Genomic DNA, 19,440 nt, shown 5'->3' on the forward strand with positions numbered 1-19,440 from the left:
GGTGACCGCCGGTGACTGAGCTGACGCGCGGGGTCCGGATCGGGGTGGATGTCGGTCAGGTCCGGGTGGGGGTGTCCCGTTCGGATCCGGACGGCGTGCTGGCCACGCCGCTGGTGACCCTGGCCCGCGACCTCACGACGGCGCCGGACGCGGTGCCCAGTGACCTCGCCGAGCTGGCCGCGCTGGTGGCCGAACATGAGGCCGTGCAGGTCGTCGTCGGCCTTCCGGTCAATCTGGCCGGCAAACACGGCCCGGCAGCCATCCATGTGAAGGCGTACGCTGACCGACTGGTCGACGTGATAGCGCCCGTCCCGGTAACGCTCACTGACGAGAGGATGTCGACCGTGGTCGCTTCTCGTAGGCTTGCTGAGCGTGGCGTTCGGGGCAAGCGTCAACGAGCGGTTGTCGACCAGGCGGCCGCGGTGGAAATTCTGCAGAGCTGGCTGGACGCGCAGCGGAGGCGGACGTAATGATCGACGATCTGGACCTTGGGTTCGACGAGCCGGAGCGGGGGGAGAAGGGCCGGCACCGCCGCGGCTTCGTCCGCAAGCGCAAGGGCGGCTCCGGTTCCGGAGGCCGGGGCAAGACGTTCCTGGCACTGCTGATGGCCCTGGTCCTGCTGGGCGGCATCGGCGGCGGCGCGTTCTACGGTTTCGACCGGATTCAGAACTACTTCGTCACGCCCGACTACAACGGCGCCGGGACCGGCGAGATCACCGTCGAGATCAAGAACGGCGCGTTGCTCGCCGATATGGCCGACGCCCTGGTCGCCGCCGACGTGGTGAAGAGCCAGAAGGCGTTCATCGAGGCCGCCGAGGCCAACTCGCGCAGCAAGAACATCCAGCCGGGCACGTACAAGCTGCGGAAGCAGATGAGCGGCGCGAGTGCCGTCACCGCGATGCTCGACCTGAAGAACAAGATCGTCAACGGGTTGACCATCCCCGAGGGGCGTACCAGCAAGAACATCTACAAGCTGCTCTCCGAGAAGACCAAGATCCCGGTCAAGGACTTCGAGACCGCCGCGAAGAACCCGCTGGAGCTCGGCATCCCGGACTGGTGGTTCACGCGCGAGGACGGCAAGAAGGTCCCCAAGTCCGTCGAGGGCTTCCTCTTCCCGGACACGTACGAGATCCCGCCGAAGGCCACCGCGGAGAGCATCCTCAAGCTGATGGTCGACAACTTCCTCTCGGTGAGCGGCGAGATGAAGTTCGCCGACCGGGTGCAGAAGGAACGCAAGGTCAGCCCGTACGAGGCGCTGATCGTGGCCTCGCTGGCCCAGGCCGAGGCGGGCAACAAGGACGACCTGGGCAAGGTCGCCCGAGTGGCCTACAACCGGGTGTACGGCGAGTTCCCCTGCAACTGCCTGGAGATGGACGTCACGGTCAACTACTACCTGGAGTCGATCGGCAAACCGACCAAGACCTCCGCGCAGATGACGCAGTCCGAGCTGGACGACCCGAAGAACCCGTACAACCGCAAGCTGCGGGGCCTGATCCCCACCCCGATCAACAACCCGGGCAAGCAGGCCCTGGAAGGGGCCATGAACCCGCCGACGGGCAAGTGGCTCTACTTCGTGGCGATCGACAAGCAGGGCCACTCCGCCTTCGCCGAGACCTACGAGGAACAGCAGCGCAACGAGGCCAAGGCCAGGGAGGCCGGCATCATCTGAGGCCGGCCGCGCTGCCGGGTAGGGTCGAGCTGAGATGGGCGGCAGGGCGGGGGAATGATGCGCACCCACACAGGGGCTCGTGAGGTGTCCGGCGGTGGTCGTGTCCTCCCGTAGGGCCGCGGTGCTGGGCAAGCCGATCGCGCACTCCCTCTCCCCGGTGATCCACACCGCCGGGTACGCCGCCGCCGGGCTGACCGGATGGTCGTACACCCGGATCGAATGCGCGGCGTCGGAGCTGCCGGCCCTGGTCGCCGGCCTGGGACCGGAGTGGGCCGGGCTGTCGGTGACCATGCCGGGCAAGGAGGCGGCGCTGGAGGTGGCCGCGGATGCCTCGCCGGTGGCCGTCGCCGTCGGCGCGGCCAACACGCTGGTACGCCGCCCGGACGGCTCCTGGTACGCGGACAACACCGACGTCGGCGGCATGGTGCGGGTGCTCACCGACGCCGGAGTGGGCGCCGGTGCCGCCATGACGGTCCTCGGCGCAGGGGGGACGGCCCGCGCCGCGCTCGCCGCCGCCGCGCGGCTGGCCTGCTCCTCGGTGACGGTGGTGGCGCGTCGGGCCGAGGCGGTCGACGAGCTGCGGACGGTGGCGGGCGTGCTCGGCGTCGCGATGACCGCCGGGGGCTGGGCCGACGCGCCCCGGCACCTGGTCGCCGACGTGGTCGTCTCCACCGTGCCGAAAGGCGTCGCCGATTCGCTGGCCGAGGCGGTGACCTGGCGGCCGGGAGGCGTGTTCTTCGACGCGCTCTACGACCCGTGGCCGACGCCACTGGCCACCTCCGCCCTCGCGGCCGGCCTGCGGGTGGTGTCCGGGTTGGACCTGCTGCTGGCCCAGGCCGTCGGCCAGTTCGAGCAGTTCACCGGGGTGGTCGCCCCGGTCGAGGTGATGCGGGCCGCCCTGCGGAGCGCGACCAGGAGCGACTTCCTTAGCTGACGGTTAAGACGCGCTTACGGCAAACTGTCCTCCCACGGCATGGCCTGGTGGCCTCGACGTTGAGCAGGTGGCGCAGCCGGTCGTTGCCGACCAGGCCGGCGGCGAAGACCGGGTCTGTGGGGGAGAGGATCGCCCCGAGCAGCAGCGCTTTCGGCCAGTCCAACCCCACCACGAAGTACGCCAGCACCGCGGTGATGACCAGGGTCAGCGGCAGGCACCAACCCAGCGCCGGGCCGGGCAGTCGGCAGGGGCCGCCGACCGCAGGTCCGCCCAGCCGACCCGCATGCCGGCGGTGAAGAGCACGGTGAACAGGGCCAGCTCGGCCGGGGTCGACACGATCGGCGTGTGGGCGGTGACCTCCAGCAACCCGGTTGTCTCCGGGTCCAGCATGAAGCCGGCGAACAGGAAGAGCACCGCAGTGGATTGGATGGTCCGGTGGGCCAGGCTGGAGAACAGGACAGCCAGCAGCAGGACGGCGGCGAACGCGAAGAGCAGCACCGGAACTCCTGAATCAGGGGTCGACGAAGTCACTGCCGACCAGACTTCCCGGCGCACCGACCTGATCTTAGGGTTTCCCGTCAAGCTGGAGGCGTCCGCAGGGCGGGACGCGGCGGGCAGCGCACCGAGCCGGTGGCCCGTCGTGACAGACTGACCGCTGTGTTGCGCTGGTTGACTGCAGGTGAATCGCACGGTCCCGCCCTCGTCGCGCTGCTGGAGGGGGTGCCGGCCGGTATCGAGGTGACCTCCACCGAGATCGCCGACGAGCTGGCCCGCCGGCGGCTGGGCTATGGCCGTGGTGCCCGGATGTCGTTCGAGCGGGACGAGGTCGAGGTGCTCGGCGGCCTGCGGCACGGCGTCAGCCTGGGCAGCCCGGTGGCGATCCGGGTGGGCAACTCCGAGTGGCCGAAGTGGCGCACGGTGATGGCCGCCGATCCGGTGGACCCCGACGAGCTCGCCCGGCAGGCGCGCAACGCCCCGCTGACCCGCCCCCGGCCCGGCCACGCCGACCTGGCCGGCATGCAGAAGTACGGCCACACCGACGCCCGGCCGATCCTGGAGCGGGCCAGCGCCCGGGAGACCGCGGCCCGGGTCGCCGTCGGCACGGTCGCCAAGGCACTGATCCGTCAGGCGCTCGGCATCGAGATCGTCTCGCACGTCGTCGAGCTGGGTCCAGTGGCCGCGAAGCCCGGGCTGCGCCCCACCCCGGAGGACGCCGCCCGGATCGACGCCGACCCGCTGCGCTGCCTCGACCCGGAGGCCAGCGCCCTCATGGTCGCCGAGGTGGACGCCGCGAAGAAGGACGCCGACACCCTCGGCGGCGTGGTCGAGGTGCTGGCGTACGGGGTGCCGCCGGGGCTGGGCAGCCACGTGCAGTGGGACCGCAAGCTCGACGCCCGGCTGGCCACCGCGTTGATGTCGATCCAGGCGATCAAGGGCGTGGAGATCGGCGACGGCTGGCAACAGGCTCGGTCCCGCGGCTCGGAGGCGCACGACGAGATCATCCCGTCGGCCACCGGCGTCCGCCGGGTCACCGACCGGGCCGGCGGGCTCGAGGGCGGCATCACCACCGGCGAGCCGCTGCGGGTCCGTGCCGCGATGAAGCCGATCTCGTCGCTGAACCGGGCGCTGGCCACCGTGGACGTCACCACCGGCGAGCCGGCCACCGCGATCAACCAGCGCTCGGACGTCTGCGCGGTGCCCGCCGCGGCGGTGGTCGCCGAGGCGATGGTCGCGCTGGTGCTGGCCGAGGCGGCCACCGAGAAGTTCGGCGGGGACTCGGTCGCCGAGATCCGCCGCAACCTGACCGGCTACCTCGACGCGCTGGTCATCCGCTGATGGCGCCGGTCATCGTGCTGGTCGGCGCGCCCGGCTGCGGCAAGACCACCGTGGGGCGGGTGCTCGCCGAGGCCCTCGGGGTGGAGTTCCGCGACACCGACACCGACATCGAGCGGATGGCTGGCAAGCCCATCCCGGAGATCTTCATCGACGAGGGCGAGGAGCACTTCCGTACCCTCGAACGGGCCGCGGTGGCCGCGGCGCTGGCGGCCAGCACCGGGGTGCTCGCCCTCGGCGGGGGCGCGGTGCTGGCCGAGGAGAACCGCGCCGCCCTGGTCGGGCACCGGGTGGTGCACCTCTCGGTCGAGCTGCCCGACGCGGTCAAGCGGGTCGGGCTCGGCGCCGGTCGGCCGCTGCTGGCGATCAACCCGCGGGCCACCCTCAAGCATCTGATGGATCAGCGCCGGCCGCTCTACACCGAGGTGGCCACCGCGACGGTGCGCACCGACGGTCGGGCCCCGGAGGACATCGTCGCCGAGATCGCCGCGCTGCTGCCCCGCTGACCCGATCAGCCGCCGGCCGGACGGCGGGCGGGGCCGTTGTCGACGAACCGGAAGGTGCTCCGCAGCGGGGCGTCGCCCAGCTCTTCGAGGATCAGGCCGCTGGTGGCGGAGTGCTGCAGGTACGCCGACTCGTTGCTGATCGCGTACGCACCCTTGCCGCTGGCGGTGATCGTGAACTGCTGACCCGGGTTGGCGGTGTCGCAGACCGCCCCCTCGACGGTCAGTGACTCTGTGGTGCGAGGGTTGCGCACTTGCCAGCAGGACGGCTCATCGTTGGCGGGATGGCTGTTGGGCTGGCCGTACGCCTTGATCAGGTATCTGTCGCCACCGATCGGCGTCGGGACGAACCGTTGGCGGCCGCTGTCGTCGTCGGCCTCGACGAGCTGGCCGTAGAGCGACACTCCGGACTCGAATGACTGCACCCGGACGATGGCGATCTCCCGTGAACCGGACAGGACGGCGTCGGTCGGACCTGCCGAGGTGGACGGCGGCGGGGTGGACGGCGACGGTGCAGCCACCGTCGCCGTCGCGGGTGCCGAGGCGGAGGGCCCGGCGGAGGCGGCGGGGTCTGCGGGCGGCTCGGCCTGGCAGGCCACCAGCGCCCCGGCGCACGTCAACATCGCCGCGCCGGTAGCCCATTTCACCGTCGACATGCCCAACTCCTCACCCCTGCCCCGCAACTGTCCGCCGGGCATCACCATGGACGCGATCACCGCGCCGACACACCCTCCCACAGGCCTGTCACCGCCCGCCGTTTCACCCCGGCCGGCGCATTTCGCCCCTCATGGTCGGGTGTGGCGGGCCGGTGGCAGGCACTGCCTCAGCTGCGGGCGATGGCGTCGAGCACGTCGGCCAGGGCCTTGGGCTCGCTGAGCATCGGCCAGTGCCCGGTGGGCAGCTCGAACAGCTGACCACCGGCCAGCCCGGTGAAGAACGGGTGCCCCTGTCCGATCATCTGCTCCACCACCGCCAGCGGGAAGGTGCTGGCGACCAGCGCGGTCGGCACCGGGCGACCACCGGTGCGCCGCACCGGGTCGGTCGCCGCCCGCAGCGGCTGCCCAGTGGCCCGGGCGCGCAGCAGGGCCAGCGTCGGCTCGTCCAGCCCGGCCAGGTTGGCCGGGTCGGCCGCCGGATCCCAGGCCGGCGGCGGCAGCAGGTGACCAGCACCGATGGCGTCCCGTAGCGCCTGCTGCTCCTCGGGTGGCACCGTGTCGAACTGCGCCGTGCCGTCCGGCAGCGGCCCGCTCTCCACGTAGACCACCCGGGCGATCCGGTCCGGGATGCGGTCCGCCGCCTGAGCGACCGGCATGCCACCGCCGGAGTGCCCGACCAGCAGCACCTCCCGCAGGTCCTCGACCTCGATCAACCGGACGATGTCGACGGTGTGCGTCTCCAGGCTCACCTCGGGCCCGGCGAGATGGGCCCGCTCGGCCAACCCGGTCAGCGTCATCGGGTAGACCTCATGCCCCTGCGCGCGCAGCGCACCGGTCACGTCCCGCCATGCCCAGGCACCCAACCAGAACCCCGGTACCAGCACGAACGTCGCCATCTGTCGCTCCTTCTCTCGGTTGTGGCCACGACCGTACGATTGCAACCGGACAGAATCCGCCCGGTTTAGAGGAGTGGTCCGTGTCACATCCTGCGGCTCGGGTGCTGGCCCTGCTCGAACTGCTGCAGACGCGGCATCGGGCGACCGCCGCCGAGCTGGCTGGCCGGCTCGGCGTGGACGAGCGCACCGTGCGCCGGTACGCGGCCACCCTGGTCGAGATGGGCATCCCGGTCACCGCCGACCGGGGCCGCCACGGCGGCTACCGGCTGCACCCCGGGTTCAAGCTGCCGCCGCTGATGCTCACCGACGACGAGGCGGTGGCCGTGCTGCTCGGCCTGGTCGTCGCCGAACGGGTCGGGCTGGGCACCGAGCAGCCGGCCACCGCCACCGCGCTGGCGAAGATCCGGCGGGTGCTGCCGGCGGCGCTCGCCGACCGGTTGGCCGCCGTGCAGGAGCACCTCGGCTTCACCCTGTGGCGCCCCGAGGCGCAGCGGGGGCCGACGTCGGGCACCCTGCTCACCCTGGCCGCGGCTGCCCGACACCGGCAGCGGGTGGCGCTGGACTACCGCTCCTGGCGGGGCGAGCAGTCGCACCGTGAGCTCGACCCGTACGGGCTGGTCTTCCACGCCGGCCGCTGGTACGTCACCGGCCACGACCACCGGCGTGGGCAGATCCGCACGTTCCGGCTGGACCGGATCGGCGCCGTGACGCCCGGCGCGGCGACGTTCACCGTGCCGGACGGCTTCGACCCGGTGGCCCGGGTGACCCGGTCGCTGGCCGGCGTGCCGTACACGCACGAGATCGAGGTGCTGCTGGAGACCGACCTGGTCGCCGCCCGCCGTCGCGTCCCGCCCAGCGTGGCCGAGCTGACCGCCACCACCGACGGGGTGCTGCTGCGGGGCCGCGCGGAGAGCCTGCCCGGCGCGGCCGCGCTGCTCGCCGGGCTGGGCTGCCCGTTCACCGTGCGGCACCCGGACGCGCTGCGCGCCGCGGTGGCCGAGCATGCCCGCCTGCTGGCCGACTGGGCCGCCCGGCCAGCAGGTGGGCAGCTGCCCTCACCGCGCCCTCCGCTGGACTAGGCTGCCGGCGATGGACGAGGTGACCCGGATCCCGGTCGGCGGCGAGCGGCCGTACGACGTGCTGGTCGGACGAGACCTGCTGGACACGCTGCCTGGGCTGCTGCCCGGCGCGACCCGCGCGGCGGTGCTGCACGCGCCCCCGCTGAAGGCGCTGGCCGACGCGATCGGCGAGCGGCTGCGCGCGGCCGGCGTCGAGCCGCTGCCGATCGAGGTGCCCGACGCCGAGGCGGGCAAACAGATCGACGTGGCCGCCGAGTGCTGGGACCGGCTCGGTGCGGCCGGTTTCACCCGGACCGACGCGGTGGTCGGGGTCGGCGGCGGCGCGGTGACCGACCTGGCCGGCTTCGTCGCGGCCTGCTGGCTGCGCGGCGTGCGTTGGGTGCCGGTGGCCACCTCGTTGCTGGGCATGGTGGACGCCGCGGTGGGCGGCAAGACCGGGATCAACACCGCCGCCGGCAAGAACCTGGTGGGCGCGTTCCACCCACCCGTCGGGGTGCTGGCCGACCTGGCCACCCTGGACAGCCTGCCCGCCACCGACCTGGCGGCCGGGTTGGCCGAGGTGGTCAAGTGCGGCTTCATCGCCGACCCGGCGATTCTGGACCTGGTCGAGCGTGAGCCGGCGGCGGCCACCGACCCGCGCGGGCCGGTCGCCCGGGAGCTGATCGAGCGGGCGATCCGGGTCAAGGCCGACGTGGTCTCCGGCGACCTGCGTGAGTCGGGCCTGCGGGAGGTGCTCAACTACGGGCACACGCTGGCCCACGCGATCGAGCGGGTCGAGGGCTACCGCTGGCGGCACGGCCACGCTGTCGCCGTCGGCCTGGTGTACGCCGCCGCGCTGGCCCGGCTCGCCGGCCGGCTGGACGCGCCGACCGCCGAGCGGCACCGGAGCGCCCTGGCCGCGCTCGGCCTGCCGGTGAGCTACCCGGCCGACGCCTGGCCGCAGCTCCTGGCCGCGATGCGGGTGGACAAGAAGGCCCGGGGCAGTCAGCTGCGCTTCGTGGTGCTGGACGGGCTGGCCCGCCCGGCGATGTTGGAGGGTCCGGACGACGAGTTGCTCGCGGCCGCCTACCGGGAGGTGGGTGTCGCGTGAGCGCGAGGAGTGTGCCGGGTTTGCGAGCCCCGCAGTCGCGAACGAAAGGTGGCCCGGCGTGAAGGTCTACGTCCTCAACGGGCCGAACCTGCGCCGGTTGGGCTCCCGCGAGCCTGCTGTGTACGGCGCGGCCAGCTACGCCGACCTGGTGGCGCTCTGCGAGCACACCGGCAAGGAGTTGGGGCTCGACGTGACGGTCCGGCAGACTGACGCCGAGCACGAGCTGCTCGGCTGGCTGCACGCCGCCGCCGACGAGGGCGCCGCGGTGGTGCTCAACCCGGCCGCCTGGTCGCACTACTCGTACGCGGTGCGGGACGCCTGCGCGATGCTGCGGGGGCCGTTGGTGGAGGTGCACATCTCCAACATCCATGCCCGCGAGGACTTCCGGCGGCACTCGGTGGTGTCCGCGGTGGCCACTGGGGTGATCTGCGGGCTCGGCATTGACGGTTATCGCCTCGCCCTGCACCATCTGGCCGCCCGCTGAGGGGCCGTCCCGAGCGGGGGCCGGGCGATTCGACGCAGCTAGTAGACTCGTAGGGTCTGTCCGCCAATTGATGATCAAGGCAGGAAATGGCCTCCACCAACGACCTCAAAAACGGCCTGGTACTCAACCTTGACGGCGAGCTCTGGGCCGTCGTCGAGTTCCAGCACGTCAAGCCCGGTAAGGGTGGTGCGTTCGTGCGCACCACGCTGAAGAACGTGCTGTCCGGGAAGGTGGTCGACAAGACCTTCAACGCGGGCACCAAGGTCGAAACCGCGACCGTGGACAAGCGCACGATGCAGTACCTGTACGCCGACGGCGAGGACTACGTCTTCATGGATCTGGAGACCTTCGACCAGATCACCGTTCCCGGGGGCACCGTCGGCGAGGCGGCCAACTACCTCCTCCCCGAGGCCGAGGCGACCGTCGCCACGCACGAGAGCGTCCCGCTCTACATCGAGCTGCCCACCAGCGTCGTGCTGGAGGTCACCTACACCGAGCCGGGTCTGCAGGGTGACCGGTCGACCGGCGGCAACAAGCCGGCCACCGTCGAGACCGGCGCGACCGTGCAGGTGCCGCTCTTCATCACCACCGGCGAGAAGATCAAGGTCGACACGCGCGACGGCCGTTACCTCGGCCGCTCCTGATGGCTGAGGGTCCCAAGCAGCAGATGCCCGCGCGTCGCAAGGCGCGCAAGCGGGCGCTGGACGTCCTCTACGAGGCTGACCTTCGGGACCGGCCCCCGGTCGAGGTGCTCGCCGGCTACCTGCAGCGGATCGAGCAGCCCCGGCCGGAGCACCTGGGCTACGCGGTGGGCCTGATCGAGGGGGTCGCCGAGCACCTGAACCGGATCGACGAGCTGATCGCCAGCTACGCCGAGGGTTGGACGCTGGAGCGGATGCCGGTGGTCGACCGCAACCTCGCCCGGATCGCGGTCTACGAGCTGCTCTACGTCGACGAGATCGACGACGCGGTGGCGATCAGCGAGGCCGTCGAGCTGGCCCGGCAGATGTCCACCGACGACTCGCCGCGCTTCCTCAACGGCATCCTCGGCCGAATCGCCGAGTACGCCACCCGCTGAGCGCACCCGCTCAGCACCCGTACCACGAGAAGGGCCCGTGCCGGATGGCACGGGCCCTTCTTGTGGATCGACGGCTCAGGACGCGAAGAACGCCCGCGGGTCGGCGACCAGCACACCGTGCTCGGTGAGCCGCTCGATCAGACCCGACGGCGAGGCGTCGTAGACGATCGCGAGCGCCCGCAGGTCATCGGCGCGGATGGAGAGCACCCGGCCGTTGTAGTCGCCGCGCTGCTGCTGGATGGCGCGGGCGTAGCGGGCGACGTAGGCCAGGTCCTCGGAGGCCTCGTCGTAGAGCCGCTCCAGGTCCAGGACGATCTTGCTGGTGGGCTCGTGACGGACACCACTGCCGTCGGGCAGCAGCTCCGAGACGGGGACGCGGTAGAACTCAGCCAGCTCGGCCAGGCGGGACACCGTCACGGCCCGGTCGCCGCGCTCGTACGAGCCGACCACCACGGCCTTCCACCGCCCGTTCGACTTCTCTTCCACGCCCTGCAGGGAGAGACCCTGCTGCTGGCGGATGGAGCGCAGGCGGGCGCCCAGCGACTTGGCGTATTCAGAGGGCATTCGGACACTCCCAGTGCTGCTCGGGGTTCTCCCGTCGATCGCTACGGAGCGTGACGGTACGGGGATTGCGACACCTGGTCAAGTGGTCGTGACCTTACCGTTGGGGAGCACCGGGGGAGTTATCCCCATTCGCCGGGCCTGATCCGATGCTCAGCGGCCGCCGTCCATCGGCCCGGTGACCACTGGTAACGTGGCGTGAAGCCCCGGCCCAGGTCCGTCCGCGGACCGGCCGGAGGTGCCCGACATCCTTTAACGACCCGTCCAGTGAGGCGGGGAAGGAGGTCCGCCGTGGCATACCCACCGGCTGCCCGCTCGTCACCACCGCGACAACCCTCGGTGAAGGTGATCCTCGCCAGCGCCGACGTGCAACGCGTGGTCGACCGCATCGCCCACCAGATCCTGGAGAAGACCCAGGGCGCCGCCGACACGGTGCTGCTCGGGATTCCCACCCGGGGTGCCCCGCTCGCTCGGCGGCTCGCCGCCCGGATCAGCACCTTCGAGGACGTCGCCGTCCCGGTCGGTGTGCTCGACATCACGCTCTACCGCGACGACCTGCGCCGGCACGCCACCCGCGCGGTCGGCCCGACGGAGCTGCCGGCCGGTGGCATCGACGGCAAGCGGGTCATCCTCGTCGACGACGTGCTCTTCTCCGGCCGCACCGTCCGGGCCGCGCTCGACGCGCTCAACGACGTGGGCCGCCCGGCGTCCGTGCAGCTCGCCGTCCTGGTCGACCGCGGCCACCGGGAGCTGCCGATCCGGGCCGACTACGTCGGCAAGAACATCCCGACCTCGCTCGTCGAGAGCGTCAGGGTCACGCTCGCCGAGACCGACGGAGCCGACGAGGTCAAGCTGTACGGGGGGACCACGTCATGATCAGGCACCTGCTCTCCGGTGCGGACCTGGACGCCGACACCGCCACCGAGATCCTGGACACCGCCGCCGAGATGGCCACGGTCGCCGGCCGGGAGATCAAGAAGCTGCCCGCGCTGCGCGGCCGGACCGTGGTGAACCTCTTCTACGAGGACTCCACCCGCACCCGGATCTCCTTCGAGGCGGCGGCGAAGCGGCTCAGCGCTGACGTGATCAACTTTTCCGCGAAGGGGTCCAGCGTCACCAAGGGCGAGAGCCTGAAGGACACCGCGCTGACTCTGCAGGCCATGGGCGCCGACGCGGTGGTCGTCCGGCACCCTGCCTCCGGTGCGCCGCACCGGCTGGCCAACTGGGTGGACGGGTCGGTGGTCAACGCCGGCGACGGCACCCACGAGCACCCCACCCAGGCGCTGCTGGACGCGTACACCATGCGGGCCCGGCTGGGCCGGCTGGCCGGTCTGTCGGTCGCGGTCGTCGGGGACGTGCTGCACTCCCGGGTGGCCCGCTCGAACGTGCTGCTGCTCTCCACCCTCGGCGCCAAGGTCACCCTGGTCGGCCCGCCCACCCTCATCCCGGTGGACATCTCCGCGGCGCTCGCCCCCGGCACCGACGTCTCCTACGACCTCGACTCCGTGCTGCCCAACGTCGACGTGGTGATGATGCTGCGGGTGCAGCGGGAGCGGATGAACGACTCCTACTTCCCCTCCGCCCGCGAGTACGCCCGCCGCTACGGCCTGGACGGGCCGCGGATGCGCCGGCTGCCCGAGCACGCGATCGTCATGCACCCCGGCCCGATGAACCGGGGGATGGAGATCACTCCCGAGGTGGCCGACTCTCCCCGCTCCACCATCGTCGAACAGGTCACCAACGGGGTCTCCGTGCGGATGGCCGTCCTGTACCTGCTGCTCGGAGGGAACAACCGGTGACCGCGTACCTGATCACCAGCGTGAGTGTCGTCGGCTCCGCACCGACCGACCTGCTGATCCGCGACGGCGTGGTCGCCGAGGTCGGCCCGGGGCTGTCCGCACCGGACGCCACGGTGCTCGACGGCACCGGCCTGGTCGCCCTGCCCGGCCTGGTCGACCTGCACACCCACCTGCGCGAGCCCGGTCGGGAGGACGCCGAGACCGTCGAGTCCGGCTCCCGCGCGGCCGCGCTGGGCGGCTACACCGCGGTCTGCGCGATGGCCAACACCTCCCCGGTCGCGGACACTGCCGGCGTGGTCGAGCAGGTCTGGCGGCTCGGCCGGGAGGCCGGGCTGGTCGACGTGCAGCCGATCGGCGCGGTCACCGTCGGGCTGGCCGGCGAGCGCCTGGCCGAGCTGGGCGCGATGGCAGACTCCGCGGCCCGGGTGCGGATCTTCTCCGACGACGGGCACTGCGTCGCCGACCCGAAGCTGATGCGCCGGGCCCTGGAGTACGTCAAGGCGTTCGACGGGATCATCGCCCAGCACGCCGAGGAGCCCCGGCTCACCGAGGGCGCCCAGATGCACGAGGGTGAGGTCTCCACCCGACTCGGGCTGATCGGCTGGCCGGCGGTCGCCGAGGAGGCGATCATCGCCCGGGACGTGCTGCTCGCCGAGCACGTGGGCAGCCGGCTGCACGTCTGCCACGTCTCCACCGCCGGCAGCGTCGAGGTGCTGCGCCAGGCCAAGGCGCGCGGCGTACGGGTCACCGCCGAGGTCACCCCGCACCACCTGCTGCTCACCGACGAGCGGGCGGAGAGCTACGACCCGGTCTTCAAGGTCAACCCGCCGCTGCGCACCGCCGCGGACATCGCCGCGCTGCGCGCCGCGCTCGCCGACGGGGTGCTCGACGTGATCGCCACCGACCACGCCCCGCACGCCGTGGAGGACAAGGAGTGCGAGTGGGCGTACGCCCGGCCGGGGATGCTCGGCCTGGAGACGGCCCTCTCCATCGCGCTGGACGTGCTCGGCCCCGAGTGGGACCTGATCGCCGAGCGGATGTCGCGGACCCCGGCCCGGATCGCCGGGCTGGCCGGCCACGGTGTCGACCCGGCACCCGGTGTGCCGGCCAACCTGACCCTGGTCGACCCGGCCGCCCGCCGCACCATCGACCCGGCGGAGCTGGCCAGTCGCAGTCGCAACACCCCGTACGCCCGCATGACGCTGCCGGGTCGCATCGTGGCGACCTTCCTGCGTGGCGAGCCGACGGTCCTGGACGGAAAGGCAATCAAGTGACCCGCAGACGTTCCGCGATCCTCGTACTCGAGGACGGGCGTACGTTCCACGGCGAGGCGTACGGCAGTGTCGGGGAGACCTTCGGCGAGGCGGTCTTCAACACCGGCATGACCGGCTACCAGGAGACCCTCACCGACCCGTCCTACCACCGGCAGGTGGTGGTGCAGACCGCCCCGCACATCGGCAACACCGGGGTCAACGGTGAGGACGACGAGTCCAGCCGGATCTGGGTGGCTGGGTACGTGGTGCGCGACCCGGCCCGGATCGGTTCGAACTGGCGGGCCACCGGCAGTCTTGAGGACCGGCTCGCCACCGAGGGTGTGGTGGGCATCAGCGGAGTGGACACCCGGGCGCTGACCCGGCACCTGCGGGAGCGGGGCGCCATGCGGGTGGGCATCTCCAGCGTCGACGACGACCCGCGCGGCCTGCTGGCCCGGGTTCGCCAGTCGCCGCAGATGGTCGGCGCGAACCTCTCCGCCGAGGTGACCACCGCCGAGCCGTACGTCGTCGAGGCGGTCGGGGAGCACCGGTTCACCGTGGCGGCGCTGGACCTGGGCATCAAGCGCAACGTGCCGCGCCGGCTCGCCGCGCGTGGGGTGACCACCCACGTGTTGCCGGCCGGGTCGAGCATCGAGGAGCTGCTCGCCACCGGCGCCGACGCGATCTTCCTGTCGCCCGGCCCCGGCGACCCGGCCACCGCCGACGGCCCGGTGGCGCTGGCCCGGGAGGCGCTCGTCCGGCGGGTGCCGCTGTTCGGCATCTGCTTCGGCAGCCAGATCCTCGGCCGGGCGCTCGGCTTCGGCACCTACAAGCTGGGCTACGGCCACCGGGGGATCAACCAGCCGGTGCTCGACCGGGCCACCGGCAAGGTGGAGGTGACCAGCCACAACCACGGCTTCGCCGTCCAGGTGCCTGGCGCGGGGCAGGGCGCGGTGGTCCCCGACCAGGTGATCGACACCGATTTCGGCGGAGTTCGGGTCAGCCACGTCTGCCTCAATGACAACGTGGTCGAGGGGCTGCGAGCCGTGGACGTGCCCGCCTTCACCGTTCAGTACCACCCGGAGGCGGCGGCCGGCCCGCACGACGCGGACTACCTCTTCGACCGTTTCGCCGAGCTGATCGAAGGCCGCGGCCTCGACTCGCAGCACAGTGAGGGGCGCAGCAATGCCTAAGCGGACCGATCTCAAGCACATCCTGGTGATCGGCTCCGGGCCGATCGTGATCGGGCAGGCCTGCGAGTTCGACTACTCCGGCACCCAGGCCTGCCGGGTGCTGCGCAGCGAGGGGATCCGGGTCAGCCTGGTCAACTCCAACCCGGCGACGATCATGACCGACCCGGAGTTCGCCGACGCGACCTACGTCGAGCCGATCACCCCGGAGTTCGTGGAGCTGGTCATCGCCAAGGAGCGGCCGGACGCGATCCTGGCCACCCTCGGCGGGCAGACCGCGCTGAACACCGCGGTCGCCCTGCACGAGGCCGGCGTGCTGGAGAAGTACGGCGTGGAGCTGATCGGCGCGAACATCGACGCGATCAACCGGGGCGAGGACCGCCAGCTGTTCAAGGAGATCGTGGCCAAGGCCGGGGTCCGTCTCGGCATCGAGGACCCGGCCGCGCTGGTGCCCCGCTCGCGGGTCTGCCACTCGATGGACGAGGTCGAGGCGACCGTCGCCGAGTTGGGCCTGCCGGTGGTGATCCGGCCGTCGTTCACCATGGGTGGCCTGGGCTCCGGCATGGCGCACACCCCGGAGGACCTGGCCCGCATCGCCGGCGACGGTCTCTCCGCCAGCCCGGTGCACGAGGTGCTCATCGAGGAGAGCGTGCTCGGCTGGAAGGAGTACGAGCTGGAGCTGATGCGCGACCGGCACGACAACGTGGTGGTGGTCTGCTCGATCGAGAACGTCGACCCGATGGGCGTGCACACCGGCGACAGCGTCACCGTGGCCCCGGCCATGACGCTCACCGACCGGGAGTACCAGCACCTGCGTGACCTGGGTATCGCGGTGCTGCGCGAGGTCGGTGTGGACACCGGCGGCTGCAACATCCAGTTCGCGGTCAACCCGGCCGACGGCCGGATCGTCGTGATCGAGATGAACCCTCGGGTGTCCCGCTCCTCGGCGCTGGCCTCCAAGGCGACCGGCTTCCCGATCGCCAAGATCGCCGCCAAGCTGGCCATCGGCTACACCCTCGACGAGATCCCCAACGACATCACGTTGAAGACCCCGGCGGCCTTCGAGCCGACCCTGGACTACGTGGTGGTGAAGATCCCGCGGTTCGCGTTCGAGAAGTTCCCCGGCGCCGACCCGGAGCTGACCACCACGATGAAGTCGGTGGGCGAGGCCATGAGCCTCGGGCGCAACTTCACCGAGGCGCTGAACAAGGCGATGCGCTCGATGGAGACGAAGGAAGCGGGCTTCTGGACGGTGCCGGACCCGGCCGACGCGACGACGGAGAACACCCTCGCCGCGCTGCGGATCCCGCACGACGGCCGGCTGTACACCGTCGAGCGGGCGCTGCGCCTGGGCGCGTCGATCGCCGAGGTCACCGCCGCCTCCGGCGGGATCGACCCGTGGTTCCTGGACCAGGTCGCCGCGTTGGTCGAGCTGCGCGCCGAGATCGTGGACGCGCCGGTGCTCGACGCCGAGCTGCTGCGCCGGGCCAAGCGGGCCGGCCTGTCCGACCGGCAGCTCGCCGCGCTGCGGCCGGAGCTGGCCGCCGAGGACGGCGTACGGACCCTGCGGCACCGCCTCGACGTGCGCCCGGTCTACAAGACCGTGGACACCTGCGCCGCCGAGTTCGAGGCGACCACGCCGTACCACTACTCCAGCTACGACTCGGAGACCGAGGTCGTGCCGTCGGACCGGCCGAAGGTGCTGATCCTGGGGTCCGGCCCGAACCGGATCGGGCAGGGCATCGAGTTCGACTACTCGTGCGTGCACGCGGTGCAGGCGCTGCGGGCGGCCGGCTTCGAGACCGTCATGGTCAACTGCAACCCGGAGACCGTCTCCACCGACTACGACACCGCCGACCGGCTCTACTTCGAGCCGCTGACCTTCGAGGACGTGCTGGAGGTCTGGCACGCCGAGGAGTCCTCCGGCCGGGCGGCCGGCGGGCCGGGCGTGGTCGGGGTGGTCGTGCAGCTGGGCGGGCAGACGCCGCTGGGGCTGGCGCAGCGGCTCAAGAACGCCGGAGTACCGGTGGTCGGCACCTCCCCGGAGTCGATCCACCTCGCCGAGGAGCGCGGCGCGTTCGGCGCGGTGCTCGCCCGGGCCGGGCTGCGCGCACCGGCGCACGGCATGGCCACCTCCTACGACGAGGCCAAGGCGATCGCCGACGAGATCGGCTACCCGGTGCTGGTCCGGCCGTCCTACGTGCTGGGCGGGCGGGGGATGGAGATCGTCTACGACGACCCGACGCTGCGCGACTACATCGGCCGGGCCACCGACATCTCCCCGGACCACCCCGTGCTGGTGGACCGGTTCCTGGACGACGCCATCGAGATCGACGTGGACGCGCTCTGCGACGCCGACGGCGAGGTCTACATCGGCGGGGTGATGGAGCACATCGAGGAGGCCGGCATCCACTCCGGCGACTCGTCCTGCGCGCTGCCGCCGATCACCCTCGCGGGCTCGCACCTGGCCGAGGTTCGCCGCTACACCGAGGCGATCGCCCGTGGCGTCGGCGTCCGCGGCCTGCTCAACGTGCAGTACGCGCTCAAGGACGACGTGCTCTACGTGCTGGAGGCCAACCCGCGCGCGTCGCGGACCGTTCCGTTCGTCTCCAAGGCGACCGCGGTGCCACTGGCCAAGGCGGCGGCCCGGATCGCGCTCGGCGCCAGCATCGCCGAGTTGCGCGCCGAGGGTCTGCTCCCGGCGACCGGGGACGGCGGCACGATGCCCGCCGACGCGCCGATCGCGGTCAAGGAGGCGGTGCTGCCGTTCAAGCGCTTCCGTACCCGTTCCGGCAAGGGGATCGACTCGCTGCTCGGGCCGGAGATGAAGTCGACCGGCGAGGTGATGGGGATCGACACCAACTTCGGGCACGCCTTCGCCAAGAGCCAGTCGGCCGCGTACGGCTCGCTGCCGACCGCCGGGAAGATCTTCGTCTCGGTGGCCAACCGGGACAAGCGTGGCATGATCTTCCCGATCAAGCGCCTGGCCGATCTGGGCTTCGAGATCGTGGCGACCACCGGCACCGCCGAGGTGCTGCGTCGGCACGGCATCGCCTGCGAGCAGATCCGCAAGCACTACCAGGCCGGCGAGGGCGACGACGCGGTGTCGCTGATCCTCGGCGGCCACGTGGCGCTGGTGATCAACACGCCCCAGGGCTCGGGCGCCAGCGCCCGCTCGGACGGGTACGAGATCCGCAGTGCCGCGGTCACCGCGGACATCCCCTGCATCACCACGGTCCCCGGCGCCGCCGCGGCCGTGATGGGCATCGAGGCGCGGATCCGCGGCGACATGCAGGTCCGCCCCCTGCAGGACCTGCACGCCACCCTTCGAGCCGCCCAGTGACCGTGTTCGAGCGGGTGGTGCGGCCGCAGTTGTTCCGGGTTGGCGGTGGGGACGCGGAGGCGGCGCACGAGTGGACGTTGCGGCGGCTGGCCGTGCTGTCCCGGCGGCCGATGGCGTTGGCGGCGCTGCGGGCACGGTACGCGGTCCAGGCACCGCGCACGGTGTTCGGCGTGCGGTTCCCCAACCCGGTCGGGCTGGCCGCTGGGATGGACAAGGACGGGGCCGCGCTGCCGGCCTGGCCGGCGCTCGGCTTCGGCTTCGTCGAGGTCGGCACGGTCACCGCGCGGGCACAGCCGGGCAACCCCCGGCCGCGGCTGTTCCGGCTGCCGGCCAGCGAGGCCGTGGTCAACCGGATGGGCTTCAACAACGCCGGCGCCGCCGCACTGGCCGCCCGGCTGACCGCGCTGCCGCGGCCGATCGGCGTGCCGCTGGGCATCTCGTTGGGCAAGTCCAAGGTGACCCCGCTGGACGAGGCGGTCGAGGACTACCTCGCCTCGTACCGGGCGCTGCGCGGGCACGGCGACTACTTCGCGGTGAACGTCTCCTCACCGAACACCCCCGGGCTGCGCTCGTTGCAGGATCGGGCACACCTGGACGCGCTGCTCGTCGCGCTGGTCGGGGAGAAGCCGGTGTTGGTCAAGATCGCCCCTGATCTGACCGAGGCGGCGATCGCCGAGCTGTTGGAGGTCTGCCTGGCCCGGGGCGCGGCCGGGGTGATCGCCACCAACACCACCCTGGCCCGGGACGGGCTCGCCCCGGTGGACGCCGAGCGTGGCGCGCAGGCCGGCGGCCTGTCCGGCCGGCCGCTCACCGGCCGGGCCCGGGAGGTGGTCTCCTTCGTGCACCGGGAGACCGGTGGCCGGCTGCCGATCATCGGGGTCGGCGGAGTGCTGGACCCGGACGACGCGGCGCGGATGTTCGACGCCGGCGCCGCCCTGGTGCAGCTCTACACCGGCTTCATCTACCGGGGCCCCGCCCTGGTCCGTGCCGTCGCCCGCGCGACGGCCGCGTCCCCGGCGCCGGACGCGGTCGCCGGGCGGTGACCGGACCCGGCGTGGGGCGTACGGCTGCC

19 protein-coding genes and 1 pseudogene are annotated in these 19,440 nt (G+C 72.0%); 16 read left to right on the forward strand and 4 right to left on the reverse strand.

Going from position 1 to position 19,440, the window contains the following annotated elements:
• Positions 1–11 precede the first annotated feature (11 nt).
• The 3 genes from ruvX (at position 12) to ABZV00_RS14450 (ending at position 2,603) form a co-directional block, all read left to right on the forward strand.
• Positions 12–470, forward strand: a complete 459-nt coding sequence (gene ruvX, locus ABZV00_RS14440; protein ID WP_328414012.1) for a Holliday junction resolvase RuvX — start codon at positions 12–14, stop codon at positions 468–470.
• Positions 470–1,669: an endolytic transglycosylase MltG gene (gene mltG, locus ABZV00_RS14445; RefSeq protein WP_355605783.1), complete on the forward strand. Its 1,200-nt coding sequence runs from the start codon at positions 470–472 to the stop codon at positions 1,667–1,669. Before ruvX ends, mltG begins: the two co-directional genes overlap by 1 nt.
• A 121-nt stretch (positions 1,670–1,790) precedes the next feature.
• The gene (locus ABZV00_RS14450; RefSeq protein ID WP_355605968.1) at positions 1,791–2,603 is read left to right on the forward strand and encodes a shikimate dehydrogenase; all 813 of its coding nucleotides are present in this window, start codon (positions 1,791–1,793) and stop codon (positions 2,601–2,603) included.
• 49 nt (positions 2,604–2,652) lie between these two features.
• Here the strand turns inward: ABZV00_RS14450 and ABZV00_RS14455 are convergent.
• A pseudogene (locus tag ABZV00_RS14455) lies at positions 2,653–3,134 on the reverse strand (cation:proton antiporter); the annotation flags it as partial.
• Between the two features lie 126 nt (positions 3,135–3,260).
• Here ABZV00_RS14455 and aroC point away from each other — a divergent pair.
• A complete protein-coding gene (gene aroC, locus ABZV00_RS14460) occupies positions 3,261–4,439 on the forward strand; it encodes a chorismate synthase (RefSeq protein ID WP_355605786.1) in 1,179 nt (392 codons plus the stop codon).
• Positions 4,439–4,942, forward strand: a complete 504-nt coding sequence (locus ABZV00_RS14465; RefSeq protein WP_355605789.1) for a shikimate kinase — start codon at positions 4,439–4,441, stop codon at positions 4,940–4,942. The genes aroC and ABZV00_RS14465 overlap by 1 nt, the downstream gene beginning before the upstream one ends.
• A 5-nt stretch (positions 4,943–4,947) precedes the next feature.
• Here ABZV00_RS14465 and ABZV00_RS14470 read toward each other — a convergent pair whose 3' ends face one another.
• On the reverse strand, positions 4,948–5,595 hold the full coding sequence (locus ABZV00_RS14470) for a hypothetical protein (RefSeq protein ID WP_355605791.1): 648 nt from the start codon (positions 5,593–5,595) through the stop codon (positions 4,948–4,950).
• 167 nt (positions 5,596–5,762) lie between these two features.
• Positions 5,763–6,491, reverse strand: a complete 729-nt coding sequence (locus tag ABZV00_RS14475; RefSeq protein ID WP_355605794.1) for an alpha/beta hydrolase — start codon at positions 6,489–6,491, stop codon at positions 5,763–5,765.
• A gap of 80 nt (positions 6,492–6,571) precedes the next feature.
• On the opposite strand from ABZV00_RS14475, the gene ABZV00_RS14480 reads away from it, so the two are divergent.
• From ABZV00_RS14480 to nusB, 5 genes are all read left to right on the forward strand, one after another.
• A complete protein-coding gene (locus tag ABZV00_RS14480; protein ID WP_328414076.1) occupies positions 6,572–7,570 on the forward strand; it encodes a YafY family protein in 999 nt (332 codons plus the stop codon).
• Between the two features lie 10 nt (positions 7,571–7,580).
• Positions 7,581–8,660 carry a 3-dehydroquinate synthase gene (gene aroB, locus ABZV00_RS14485; protein ID WP_355605797.1) on the forward strand — a complete coding sequence of 360 codons (1,080 nt, stop codon included), beginning with the start codon at positions 7,581–7,583 and terminating at the stop codon, positions 8,658–8,660.
• 58 nt (positions 8,661–8,718) lie between these two features.
• Entirely contained in the window at positions 8,719–9,144 is a 426-nt protein-coding gene (gene aroQ / locus ABZV00_RS14490; protein ID WP_355605800.1) for a type II 3-dehydroquinate dehydratase, read from the forward strand.
• Positions 9,145–9,230: 86 nt separating this feature from the next.
• Complete coding sequence (efp, locus tag ABZV00_RS14495) at positions 9,231–9,788, forward strand: elongation factor P (protein WP_210917934.1); 558 nt, start codon at positions 9,231–9,233, stop codon at positions 9,786–9,788.
• A 23-nt stretch (positions 9,789–9,811) separates the two neighbouring features.
• Complete coding sequence (nusB, locus tag ABZV00_RS14500) at positions 9,812–10,222, forward strand: transcription antitermination factor NusB (protein WP_328426460.1); 411 nt, start codon at positions 9,812–9,814, stop codon at positions 10,220–10,222.
• A 75-nt stretch (positions 10,223–10,297) separates the two neighbouring features.
• Here the strand turns inward: nusB and ABZV00_RS14505 are convergent, their stop codons facing one another.
• Complete coding sequence (locus ABZV00_RS14505) at positions 10,298–10,786, reverse strand: transcriptional regulator (RefSeq protein WP_007458348.1); 489 nt, start codon at positions 10,784–10,786, stop codon at positions 10,298–10,300.
• A 288-nt stretch (positions 10,787–11,074) separates the two neighbouring features.
• Here ABZV00_RS14505 and pyrR point away from each other — a divergent pair, with 288 nt between their 5' ends.
• Genes pyrR through ABZV00_RS14535 form a run of 6 tightly spaced genes read left to right on the forward strand, consistent with a single transcriptional unit; the run spans position 11,075 to position 19,411 of the window.
• On the forward strand, positions 11,075–11,659 hold the full coding sequence (gene pyrR, locus ABZV00_RS14510; RefSeq protein ID WP_328414084.1) for a bifunctional pyr operon transcriptional regulator/uracil phosphoribosyltransferase PyrR: 585 nt from the start codon (positions 11,075–11,077) through the stop codon (positions 11,657–11,659).
• Positions 11,656–12,582: an aspartate carbamoyltransferase catalytic subunit gene (locus ABZV00_RS14515; RefSeq protein ID WP_328414086.1), complete on the forward strand. Its 927-nt coding sequence runs from the start codon at positions 11,656–11,658 to the stop codon at positions 12,580–12,582. The genes pyrR and ABZV00_RS14515 overlap by 4 nt, the downstream gene beginning before the upstream one ends.
• Positions 12,579–13,856 (forward strand): dihydroorotase, encoded by a 1,278-nt coding sequence (locus tag ABZV00_RS14520; RefSeq protein ID WP_355605804.1) that lies wholly within the window; start codon positions 12,579–12,581, stop codon positions 13,854–13,856. The genes ABZV00_RS14515 and ABZV00_RS14520 overlap by 4 nt, the downstream gene beginning before the upstream one ends.
• A complete protein-coding gene (gene carA, locus ABZV00_RS14525; protein ID WP_355605807.1) occupies positions 13,853–15,028 on the forward strand; it encodes a glutamine-hydrolyzing carbamoyl-phosphate synthase small subunit in 1,176 nt (391 codons plus the stop codon). Before ABZV00_RS14520 ends, carA begins: the two co-directional genes overlap by 4 nt.
• Positions 15,021–18,368 (forward strand): carbamoyl-phosphate synthase large subunit, encoded by a 3,348-nt coding sequence (gene carB / locus ABZV00_RS14530; RefSeq protein WP_355605809.1) that lies wholly within the window; start codon positions 15,021–15,023, stop codon positions 18,366–18,368. Before carA ends, carB begins: the two co-directional genes overlap by 8 nt.
• On the forward strand, positions 18,365–19,411 hold the full coding sequence (locus ABZV00_RS14535; RefSeq protein WP_355605812.1) for a quinone-dependent dihydroorotate dehydrogenase: 1,047 nt from the start codon (positions 18,365–18,367) through the stop codon (positions 19,409–19,411). The genes carB and ABZV00_RS14535 overlap by 4 nt, the downstream gene beginning before the upstream one ends.
• Positions 19,412–19,440: the final 29 nt, after the last annotated feature.

This window comes from Micromonospora sp. NPDC005173 (genome assembly GCF_040608515.1).
GTDB lineage: Bacteria > Actinomycetota > Actinomycetes > Mycobacteriales > Micromonosporaceae > Micromonospora.